Annotated in this window: 6 protein-coding genes and 1 pseudogene; 1 reads left to right on the top strand and 6 read right to left on the bottom strand. The window is 57.9% G+C overall.

Annotated features, from left to right (window positions below; genetic code table 11):
- Nucleotides 1-523, bottom strand: a pseudogene (locus AC790_RS01425) (transketolase); the annotation flags it as partial.
- A gap of 273 nt (nt 524-796) precedes the next feature.
- Here AC790_RS01425 and AC790_RS01420 point away from each other — a divergent pair.
- The gene (locus tag AC790_RS01420) at nt 797-1,552 is read left to right on the top strand and encodes a M48 family metallopeptidase (protein WP_007890303.1); all 756 of its coding nucleotides are present in this window, start codon (nt 797-799) and stop codon (nt 1,550-1,552) included.
- Nucleotides 1,553-1,632: 80 nt separating this feature from the next.
- Here AC790_RS01420 and AC790_RS01415 read toward each other — a convergent pair whose 3' ends face one another.
- The 5 genes from AC790_RS01415 to AC790_RS01395 all read right to left on the bottom strand — a co-directional run bounded on the left by AC790_RS01415 (nt 1,633) and on the right by AC790_RS01395 (nt 8,122).
- Nucleotides 1,633-2,040 (bottom strand): YidB family protein, encoded by a 408-nt coding sequence (locus AC790_RS01415; RefSeq protein WP_049850715.1) that lies wholly within the window; start codon nt 2,038-2,040, stop codon nt 1,633-1,635.
- 54 nt (nt 2,041-2,094) lie between these two features.
- Nucleotides 2,095-3,015: an agmatinase gene (gene speB, locus AC790_RS01410; RefSeq protein ID WP_007890305.1), complete on the bottom strand. Its 921-nt coding sequence runs from the start codon at nt 3,013-3,015 to the stop codon at nt 2,095-2,097.
- 264 nt (nt 3,016-3,279) lie between these two features.
- Nucleotides 3,280-4,506, bottom strand: a complete 1,227-nt coding sequence (locus AC790_RS01405; protein WP_049850714.1) for an HlyD family type I secretion periplasmic adaptor subunit — start codon at nt 4,504-4,506, stop codon at nt 3,280-3,282.
- A complete protein-coding gene (locus AC790_RS01400; RefSeq protein WP_049850713.1) occupies nt 4,503-6,674 on the bottom strand; it encodes a type I secretion system permease/ATPase in 2,172 nt (723 codons plus the stop codon). Before AC790_RS01400 ends, AC790_RS01405 begins: the two co-directional genes overlap by 4 nt.
- Nucleotides 6,671-8,122: a TolC family outer membrane protein gene (locus AC790_RS01395; protein WP_007890308.1), complete on the bottom strand. Its 1,452-nt coding sequence runs from the start codon at nt 8,120-8,122 to the stop codon at nt 6,671-6,673. Before AC790_RS01395 ends, AC790_RS01400 begins: the two co-directional genes overlap by 4 nt.
- Nucleotides 8,123-8,166 lie beyond the last annotated feature (44 nt).

The raw sequence follows: 8,166 nt of genomic DNA, 5'->3' as shown, positions 1-8,166 counted from the left end.
GCTTCAGGGTGCCGGCGATGGAGCACACTTCGTGTGAAATACCTTCCATCATGCAGCCGTCGCCCATAAACACGTAGGTGTTATGGTCTACGATGTCATGGCCCGGACGGTTGAACTGCGCCGCCAGCGTGCGCTCGGCAATGGCGAAGCCAACGGCGTTAGCGATGCCCTGGCCCAGCGGGCCGGTGGTGGTTTCAACGCCTGCGGTGTAGCCGTATTCCGGGTGGCCTGGAGTTTTGGAGTGCAGCTGACGGAAGTTCTGCAGCTCGCTCATTGGCAGATCGTAGCCGGTGAGGTGCAGCAGGCTGTAAATCAGCATTGAGCCGTGACCGTTCGACAGCACAAAGCGGTCGCGATCTGCCCACAGCGGGTTAGTAGGGTTATGGTTCAGGAAGTCTCGCCACAGCACTTCGGCGATGTCCGCCATGCCCATCGGGGCACCCGGATGTCCCGAATTGGCTTTCTGTACTGCATCCATACTTAACGCGCGAATGGCGTTGGCAAGCTCTTTACGAGAGGGCATCTTCTACTCCAGGTCGGATTAATGCTCCGCCACGCTTAACTTATTGTAATTAATCAGTTATAAGGCGAAGCGAGAAAAAAGTCGCACATCAATGTACATGAAAATCAGGGCAAAAGTACATGCATCGGGGTGCTAAATAGCGGGTAAACGGTTGCATTTCCGGCCTTGTCTGCTAGCCATTGAATAAGTTGCGAGCTATAACCAATGCGTTTAAACACCTGCGACGGTTTCAGGTGTTTGTTTTCTTTACCTTGTTACCTAAAGGATGCGGATATGAAAATGAGAGCCACGATTGTTGCTCTGGGCCTGGCTTCGCTGCTGAGCGGCTGCGAAGGATTCGACAACAACGCGCTGCTGCAATCTGGCGCGCAGGCTTATCAAGCCTATGCGCTGAACGATTCACAAGTGAAGGAGTTGAGCGACCAATCCTGTGCGCAGATGGATAAAGACAACCAGCTTGCGCCCGCCAACAGTGAATATCAGCAGCGTTTGAATAAAATCGCTGCCGCGCTGGGCGACAATATCAACGGCGTACCCGCCAACTACAAGGTGTATCAAACCAAAGACGTCAATGCCTGGGCGATGGCCAATGGTTGCATTCGCGTGTATAGCGGGCTGATGGATATGATGACCGATAACGAAGTGGAAGGCGTGCTCGGCCATGAAATGGGCCACGTTGCGCTGGGTCACACGCGTAAAGCTATGCAGGTCGCGCTGACCACCACGGCGACACGCACTGCGGCGGCATCGGTAGGCGGCGTGATTGGCTCGCTGTCACAATCGCAGTTGGGTGAAATGGGCGAGAAGCTGGTCAATGCACAGTTCTCGCAAACCCAGGAGTCACAGGCCGATGATTACTCTTACGATCTGCTGAAAAAACGCGGCGTGAATCCAATGGGCCTGGCGACAAGCTTTGAGAAGTTGGCAAAACTGGAACAGGGGCGCCAGAGTTCGATGTTTGATTCTCACCCGGATTCTGAAGCACGCGCGCAGCATATCCGCGAACGTATTGCCGCAGACGGGAAGTAAATAGTGCTCGCGGTCCCCCATCCCGGCCTTCCCCCGTTAACGGGGGAGGACCGAGGTGGGGGGCAGCCAGCAAAGAACGATTAACGCTTAAACAAACCATCCACCATCGCGCCCAAATCCTGCGTGCTGGACGTATCGACGTGCCCCTGCGGCGATAACTTATCAATCACCTGCGGCAGCAACGCCGCCAACGTACCGGACGCGCCATTCACATCGGTGCCCAACTTGTCCGCCAGCGACTGGAGCTGCCCAGGCTCAAGTGCATTTTGAATATCGCCGCCACCAATCGACTGATTATCGCCGCTGCCGATCCAGGTATTCAGCACCTGCCCCAGTCCGCCCTGTTGAAACTTCTGCAGCAGTACTTCAACACCGCCCTGCTCCTGCACCCAGTTCCAGATAGCCATCAGCTGCTGGAGCTGATTGCCCTGTCCACTTGCGCTGTTGCCATTGCCCAGCGATCCCACTAAATCGTCTAGCAAGCCCATAAAAGCCTCCGCAGATTAATTAACCGCCACTAAGTGTAGCCGCAGCCGCAAGGATTAACCTTTATTCGCCGCCTGCACGTGCAGCATATCCAGCGCCAGTGTGGCCGCCGCCAGCGAAGTGAGATCGGCGTGGTCGTAACCCGGCGCCACTTCCACCAGATCCATACCAACGATATTCATGCCCTGCAAACCGCGAATCAGCTTGGTGGCTTTATCGCTGCTCAGGCCGCCAATCACCGGCGTGCCGGTGCCCGGCGCATGGGCAGGATCAAGGCAGTCGATATCAAAGGTCAGATACACCGGCAGATCGCCGACGGTGCGCTTCACTTCCGCCAGTATATCGTCGACGCTGCGATCGTTGACTTGCGCCGCATCCAGCACGTTGAAGCCAAGGCTCTTGTCGAACTCGGTACGAATACCGATCTGCACCGAATGCTGCGGATCGATCAAGCCTTCTTTCGGCGCGGTGAAGAACATGGTGCCGTGGTCGAAGGTTGGACCGTTAGAGTAGGTATCGGTATGCGCATCGAAGTGCACCAGCGCCATTTTGCCGAAGTGTTTAGCGTGCGCGCGCAGCAGCGGCAGCGTCACGTAGTGGTCGCCGCCAAAGGTCAGCATGCGTTTACCGTTCGCCAGCAGCTTCTCGGCGTGCGCCTGCAGTTTGTCCGACAGATCCTGTGAATCGCCGAAGGCATACACCAGATCGCCACAGTCGACGACGTTCAGACGCTGACGCAGATCGAAATCCCACGGCCAGCGACAGCCTTCCCACGCCAGATTAGTGGAAATCTGACGAATCGCGCCCGGCCCTAAACGGCTGCCCGGACGGCCTGATGTCGCCGCATCGAAAGGAACACCGGTAATCACCCACTCCGCATCGCTGTCGTAAGGTTGGAAGTTCAGCGGGAAGCGCATGAAACCGAAAGCGTTAGAAACCAGGGAGTTATCGTACTGATTGCCCAAGGTGTTATACATAAATCGTCCTCTTTAATCCGTCATTAGCCTAATAAGGTATACCCTAAATAATTCATGCTGTAGGAAGGCGGCAAACGAGAGAATCCCGATGAGCTTACTTGAGTAAGTGATTCGGGTGAACGAGAGCAGCCAACGCACCTAGAGCATGAAGTATTTAGGGTATAGATGAAAAAAATCCCCTCCGCGTCGTTAGGCCCGACGAGGAAGGGATGATGGGCGCGATTATCGCGAAGATTGCAGCGCCCTGCAATCGGGCAGCAAAAATCAGCGTTCGCGCATCGCCTCTTTGCCTTTATTAAACGGTTTAATCAGATAATCCATCACCGTCTTCTCGCCGGTTTTGATATCCACGGTAGAAACCATCCCCGGGCTGATGGAGAAGCGCTTACCGGCTTTATTCTGTACGTAGTCGTTATCGGTACGGATAAACACGCGGTAATAGTAGATCTCCGGTTTGACCTCATCCTGAATGGTATCCGGCGAAATGCTCTCCACCACGCCGTTGAGGCCGCCATAAATGGCGTAGTCATAGGCGGAGATCTTCACCACCGCGCGCTGGCCGGGATGAATAAAGGCGATATCACGCGGCGACAGGCGCGCTTCTATCAGCAGGCGATCGTTCATTGGCACGATGTTCATCAGCTCACCATTCGGTGGCACTACACCGCCGACGGTGGAGACTTTGATGTTTTTCACAATGCCGCGCATCGGTGAACGGATGGTTAAACGCGTTACCGTGTCTTCACGCCCTTTCACCACCTGCGCCATGCTGTCGGCTTCGGCGTTGGCCTTCGCCAGCTCTTCGCGCGCCTGCACGTAATATTGCGAGCGCATGTCGGTAAGCTTCAGCTCCAGATCCGATTTATCACGCTGCAAACGCAGCACCTCTACGCTACTGGCGGCGCCGGTTTTCGCCAGGCGCTGCGTAATCGCCAGTTCGCGGTTGGCCAGCGCCAGCGACTCTTTAAACTGCGCGGTGGCATCGGAGAGCTGAGCGCGGCGGGTTTTATACAGCCGGGTTTCTGAGGCCTCCAGCTCGGGAAACTTATCCAGCTCCGCCGGGAAGGTGAGCGGCTGATCGTTCACTTCCGCCGTCAAACGGGCCGCCGCTGCCAGCGCCGCACGATAGCGCGCTGCACTCTCACCGACGTTGGATTGCGAACGCGTAGCGTCAAGCTTGGCCACAATCTGTCCGGCCTGCACCTGATCGCCTTCATGCACATACAGCTCGGTCAAAATGCCGCCCTCCAGCGATTGCAGCACCTGATCGCGCGAGCTGGGGATCACTTTGCCGGTGCCGGTTGAGACTTCATCCAGCACGCCAAACCACGCCCAAATCACCGTGACGAGGATCAACGCGGTGCTGATGACAATCAGCCGCACGGCGCCGGTGTAATGGGTTTCGGATCGCAGCTCGCCCAGCAGATCGTCGGAGGAGTCCACCTCTGCGGCGGTCACCAGCCGCAGTCTTGCCGGTAATTGTTTGATCATGATTGCGCCTCCGGTTGACTACCGTTAGCGCGCGGCGGCGGCAAGGCGTTCTCTTTCGGGCTATCCATCACCAGCTGTCCCTCTTTCAACACCAGCACACGATCCACCAGCGCCAGGATCGCCGCTCGGTGCGTGGCGACGATCAGCGTGCGACCATTCAGCCACTGGCCAAGACGTTCGATAAACTCCTTCTCGGTGTGATCGTCGAGCGCCGCCGTCGGCTCATCCAGCAGGATAATGTTGGGATCGCGCAGCAGCATACGCGCCAGCAGCAGCGACTGGCGCTGACCGCCGGAAAGTCCGGTGCCACCTTCCATAATCGGATGATCGAGACCGAGCGGCAGACGACGAATAAAATCTGCCCCGCCGCTGACGGTCAGCGCGCCAAAGATGGCATCATCGGTGGCGTGCGCCGCGCCGAGAGTCAAATTTTCACGCAGCGTACCGTGGAACAGGCGCGCATTTTGCGTCAGCAGGCCGACGTTGCGTCGCACGTCGGCAACATCGATATGCGGCAAACTGAGATTATCCAGCCGCAGCTCGCCGCCAACTAAATCAATGCCGCCGCACATCGCCTGCAGCAGGGTCGATTTGCCGGAACCGTTGCGCCCCAGCACCGCAATGCGCTCGCCCGGTTTAATCGTCAGGCTTTTAATGCGCAGCGCGATAGTCATCGAATCGGTGTAGTAACGGAACATGGCGTCGGTGAACTGATAGTGACCAAACAGCACCGGCGTGTGAATGCGCGTCTCGTCCTTGCTGTTTTCCACCGGCAAGTTCATCAGCGCATCGAGGCTGCCTTTCGCCGCTTTCACCTGCTGCCAGCGCGCCAGCACGCCGCACAGCGTCGCCATCGGCGCAATCATGCGTGAAGAGAGCAGCGACGCGGCCACGATGGCACCGGTGGTGATATCGCCGTCGATCACCATCGGAGCGCCGATGACGATCACGCTGGCATACACCAACCCTTGCACCGTCACGCCCCAGGTGATCAGCGAGTGCATCACTTTGCGCATCTCGACTCCGGATTGGGCGGTGATGCGAATGTAGCTGTTCCACTGCTGCAGGAAGCGATCTTCCGCCTGCATTAGCTTGATGTCCTCCAGCCCTTGTACGCTCTCCACCAGCACCGCGTTACGCAGCGTCGACTCTTTCAGGTTTTGCTGCGCCAGCTTCGACAGTTTTTTCTGGCTCAGCACCCCCGGCAAGATCATCAGCAGCACCGCCACCGGTGCAATCCAGGCCAGCTGCGGCGCGATGATTGCCATCACCAGCAGGAACAGCAGGAAGAATGGCATATCGACAATCGCCGTCACCGTGGTGGAGGTGACCATTTCGCGGATCGACTCCAGCTCGCGCAGCTGCGAGATGAAAGTGCCGGTCGAACGTGGCACCGCGCTGCTCCGTAGCCGCAGCGCGTGACCAAAGACGCGATCGGAGACGCGCATGTCGGCGCGTTTACCCAGCAGATCGGTGACGTGATCGCGCCCGACGCGCAGGATATAGGTGAACACCACCGAGATAATCACCCCGATATACAGCACGTACAGCGTCGGATAGGACTGCGCCGGAATCACCCGGTCATACACCTGCATCGAGAAGATAATGCCGACCAGCGCCAGCAGGTTGATCAGAAACGATCCCAGCATCACGTAGCCGTAAGGACGCAGATCGTGCAGCACCAGGCGGCGCAGCCAGTCCGGTTTCACCGTCGACAGATAGCGATCAACGCGGCTGTCTTTGGCCGCCGTCACCGGCCGCAGCGCGGCGGCAAAGCGGATTTCCGGTAGCAGCGTTGCCAGTGCAATCGGCGCTGGCTGTTCATCACCGGCAAAGTGCACCCGCACCTCATCGTCACCGTCAAATTGGGTGATCACGCCCACCTGACCATCGGCCAGCTCTACCGCCAGCGGCAGCCGCCAGCTGGTGATCTCCCACTTATTCTCTTCATACAGCTGCAGCGATAAACCGGCCTGGCGCGCCAGATGGCGCAACGCTTTGTCACGCGTCTGTTTGCCCTGCCACTCCGCAGCGGCCATGATCATCCCCGGCGAACAGGGCAAGCGATAATGACCGGCGATCAGGATAATGGCGGTGGCCCATCCGTGCAGGGGCACATTTCCCCCGGAGGCGCTATCGGGCGCATCGGGAAGTTGTAGTTGCGTCATGGCTGGATCTCCACGGACTGGATCCGCTGATTATTCAGGGCAAACGCCGACCGCATATGCCCAGTGCTGTAGAGGCAATCGAGCTGCAGTGAGCGTAACTGGCTGATGGTTTGCTGCAGCGTGAAACGGGTCTGGAACACCTCCTGCTCGGCGTTGAGCACGTCCAGCAGCGGACGCGTGCCAAGCTGCAGATACTGATCCTGATACAGCGACTGGGTTTTCTCACCCAACGTCTGTTGCCGACCCATGATGGCGAGGCTGAGCGCCAGGCTTTGCGACTCGTTCTGCGATTCGCTCAGCTGCTGCCGCGCCTTGAGCCGCGCCGAGTTGACGGCCGCATTGGCGGCGCGCAGCGCATTGGCGGCCGCGTCACGGCTGGCGGTGATGCCACCGCCCTGATAGAGCGGCATCTCGACTTTGACAAAGGCGGAATATTGCGTGCGATCCAGACTTTCACTGCCGGAGTAGTGATCGTTGAGATAATGCGTCACCTGCGGTTCCAGCGAGATGGTGGGCATATTTTGCGCATTCGCGTTATCGAGTTTTGCCTGCGCCTGATTGGCCTGCGCCCAGGCCGCTAGCACCGCTGGATTGAGCTTGTCATCGGCTTTCGCCATCTGACAGGATTTGGTGAGATTGGTGGGGAAATCATCGCTGACTTTTTTCACCAGCGGCCAGCCCAGATAGGTCGCCAGCGTGGCGCGCCAGCGGTTGAGATTGGCCTGATACTGCGTCAACGTGGTACGCGCGCCTTCGATACGCGCGTCGGTTTGCGTCGCATCCGACAGTGACGCCGCGCCCTCTTCATTCCGCTGGCGCGCCAGATCGCCAATTTTACTCAGCGCCGCCAACTGCTGCTGCGCAATCGTCACCAGTTGCTGATAACCCTGCACTTCCACCAGCGCTGCCGCGGTATCGTGCGCTACGGTGTCAATACTCACCAACACGTTGGCCTGCTCCTGCGCCACGCCCGCTTCGGCAGAACGCACCGAGCTGCTGACCTTGCCAAAGTCATACAGCATCTGCGAAACCGACAGCACAAACGATGGGCTGAAGCCCTTTTCGCTATAGGCGTTACTGTAGCCGTTATTCATCCCGGCACTGATTTGCGGATAGTATTTGGCTTTCGCCACATCAACCTGATTGGCCTGTTCCAGCATCTTGCCAACGGCTTCGGCAATATCCGGATGCCACTGAATGGCGCGCTGCACGGCCTGGTTGATGGTGAGAGAGTCGGGTACGTTGGCAAGGGCCGGTTCAGCCACCTCGCCGGCTAATGAAGGGAGTTCCTGTTGTTGCGCCAAACCTGCTGAAGTAATACGCCCCGCGTTGGTTAACGCGTCACTGGCCGCTAAAAGTTGAGAACTGTAAAGTAAAGCCATGCCCGCACAGAGAACGCTGAGCTTAAACGAACGGCGAAAAGTTGCGCCTGAGTGCATCAGTTCCATCGATAGTCCACCAGTCAATAAAGAGAAAGGGGCACATCCCTGTG

The organism is Pantoea sp. RIT-PI-b (assembly GCF_001187905.1).
Classification (GTDB): Bacteria; Pseudomonadota; Gammaproteobacteria; order Enterobacterales; family Enterobacteriaceae; genus Pantoea; species Pantoea nemavictus.
Note: the sequence above shows the minus strand (reverse complement) of the source record. Positions and strands in the feature narration are given on the sequence as shown.